The sequence below is a fragment of the Flavihumibacter fluminis genome, assembly GCF_021491375.1.
GTDB lineage: Bacteria > Bacteroidota > Bacteroidia > Chitinophagales > Chitinophagaceae > Flavihumibacter > Flavihumibacter fluminis.
The window spans coordinates 1-2,477 of the sequence record NZ_JAKEVY010000012.1; the positions used below are offsets into that span (position 1 = coordinate 1).

A 2,477-nucleotide genomic window follows, 5' to 3' on the forward strand; every position below is an offset into this window, starting at 1 on the left:
GTAAGCATTCATCCAACCACGTATATGAAGTAGCTGATTAATTACTTACTAAACGTGGTTTCCATTGATCAGGTAACAGACTTCTCAACTCACTTGTTTTTGTCATCGGCATGCGTTCCAGAATATCGTGTACATATTCCAGCGGATTCAGCTCGTGTTTTTTGCAGGTTTCCAGCAATGAATAAAACAGTGCCAGTCGTTTACCACCTTCATTGGATCCTGCGAATAAATAATTCTTACGTCCGAGTGCTACGGGTCGCATGGCATTCTCTACAAGATTGTTATCGATCTGCAACTGACTGTCGGTAGTATAGTTGCTAAGTTTATCCCAACGTTGTAATGCATAGCCTACAGCTGTGGTCAACGGGCTTTTCACCAGGTTGGTGGTGTATTGTTCTGTCAGCCATGTTTTCAGTGCGGCAAGCAGGGGCATCGCTTCCTGCTCGCGGATAGCCACGATTTGTTCTGGATTGCATTGCTGCTCTCGTAGCCTTCTTTCAATGGCATAAAGTTTTTGCAGTTCGGTAAGGAAGTACTGAGCCGGTTCTTTATCTGTAACAAGTACTTTTTCAAAATAGCGCCGCACATGGGCCATACAATACAATTGCGTGATCTCGGATCTGCCACCTATAGAAGCACTATCGTACACCCCATAACCGTCGGTTTGGAGATACCCGCTAAAATTGCTCAATAAACCAAGCGGTCCTTTTTTACTTCGCCCGGGTTGATAATCGTAGTACACCAGCCGTAGCGGAGGGCTGTGATAAGCCCAGAGGTACCCGGTTTGTGTAGCTCCTTTTGTTTCACCGTTGAGTACCGGTAGCGGTGTTTCATCTGCCTGGATATAGCCGGAAGCAATGACCAGTTTTTTTAATTCCTCGTTTAAGGGGGATAGTAAGGTGGCAGTAGCTTCCAGCCATCCACAAATGGTGCTGGCAGCCAGTTTAACACCATCGCGCTGATAACGTTTAATCTGCCGATAGACAGGAAGGTGGTCAACGTGTTTATCTACAATGATCTGCGCCAGTAGTCCGGGAGCAGCTATTCCTTTTTCAATGGTAAAAGCTGGTAGTGGTGCAATAATAAAATCGGTACTGGTGCCATCGGCAGAGTCTTTTGCATATTTGGGGCGTACGTACCGGCGTACCAATAATTTACCCGGTACATAATCCAATTGTTCTGTACATTCTTCATCTACCCTTCTATAACCAGTGGTGTCCTGTTCGGGTTCCAGATAAATAGTTACTCTTTCCAGGTGTTCTGGAAGTGCTAAGCGACCGGTTGGTGAAGGATTGGTGGCTTTCTTTTTTAGTACCACTTCCTGCTCAACAGGTGGTGGAGCTGTAGCAAGTTGTTGCATCATACCGGCCAGATCCAGTTGTGCAGGATCCTGGGAGGCATCCGGAATAAAGCGTTCGGACTTGCGGCCGAAGAGCAGGCGTTTGAGTTCATCCAGTTCAAAACGAAGCTGCGCCAGTTGTGCTGACTGCTGCTTGTTGAGGCTGGTTAACTGTTCTATTTGCTGATCTTTATCCACGGAGATAAAGGTAGGCGGACGGCAAACAAAAAACAAGGTATCTACCACAGGCAGCCGGTCTGCAAAACACCCATAAATGTGGATAACTGACCCCTCTTTTTTGTTTTTAAAAAATCAGCGAACGAGACGCGCACCAAACAATAAGCAGCCCGCCAACCGACCGTTTATGCAGCACCTGAAGCCTTCCAGTCAATCGAACGACCAGCTGAAAAAATGGACATTGTGGAAAAGTTTTCAGGCACTGATTCGAAAGCGGGGCCGCTGGCGGATCGAAGTGAGTTGTATACCGGCAAGTAGCAACCGAAGTTGAAGTGCACTCAGTATCACCGTTGTTTTACCAGTTGCTGATGGAAGTTCAAAAGTGCCCTTTTCCAATCGCTTATGATACACACAAAATCCATCGGTATCCCAACTTAATAGTTTGAGCTGTGTACGTCGTTTATTGATGAAAATAAAAACATCGCCGCTTAGCAGCGGCAGTTGCATTTGTTGCTTCACCAGTCCGCCGAGTCCGTCAAAAGATTTACGCATATCGGCTATACCCTGGTATAAAAAATACCGCCGATTATCTGGCAGGGATAACATAGTTTATAAAGAAGGCTGAAGAAAGGATAAGACCTCAAAATCATATACGCTGATGATGCTGCCGCCGGGCATTTGTATCGTTGCAATTGCCAGGCGGTCAGATGGTGCAAACTTAACCGGCACAAAACTGGAGCCCGCCACCTTTATTGATTGTTTTGATTTCTTTAGCCAATAGTAATAAGTAGCTTCGCTGATTCCATTTGCGGTACAAAATTCTTTAGTAGTTTGCTCCGGATGTTTTTTCTCAAGGAGGGCAAACATATTTTGATGGATGTTTGATCGCATACGATTCGTTTGCCAGCAAAATTATTGGACGTTAAAACCGAGGCATAGACGTGGTTGGCTGAATGCTTAC

At 45.7% G+C, this 2,477-nt stretch carries 3 protein-coding genes; all 3 read right to left on the reverse strand.

Translation table 11 applies throughout. From position 1 onward, the window contains the following. Positions 1-37: 37 nt before the first annotated feature. The 3 genes from tnpC to tnpA all read right to left on the reverse strand — a co-directional run bounded on the left by tnpC (position 38) and on the right by tnpA (position 2,407). Positions 38-1,585: an IS66 family transposase gene (tnpC, locus tag L0U88_RS20680; RefSeq protein WP_234868766.1), complete on the reverse strand. Its 1,548-nt coding sequence runs from the start codon at positions 1,583-1,585 to the stop codon at positions 38-40. A gap of 186 nt (positions 1,586-1,771) precedes the next feature. Further along, on the reverse strand, positions 1,772-2,122 hold the full coding sequence (gene tnpB / locus L0U88_RS20685) for an IS66 family insertion sequence element accessory protein TnpB (RefSeq protein ID WP_234868768.1): 351 nt from the start codon (positions 2,120-2,122) through the stop codon (positions 1,772-1,774). Between the two features lie 3 nt (positions 2,123-2,125). Next, entirely contained in the window at positions 2,126-2,407 is a 282-nt protein-coding gene (gene tnpA, locus L0U88_RS20690) for an IS66 family insertion sequence element accessory protein TnpA (protein ID WP_234868769.1), read from the reverse strand. Between the last annotated feature and the right edge of the window lie 70 nt (positions 2,408-2,477).

Excerpts from the sequence above, each read along its gene's own strand:
- tnpB (WP_234868768.1), bottom strand. The coding sequence starts at position 2,122 with ATGTTATCCCTGCCAGATAATCGGCGGTATTTTTTATACCAGGGTATA.
- tnpA (WP_234868769.1), bottom strand. The coding sequence starts at position 2,407 with ATGCGATCAAACATCCATCAAAATATGTTTGCCCTCCTTGAGAAAAAA.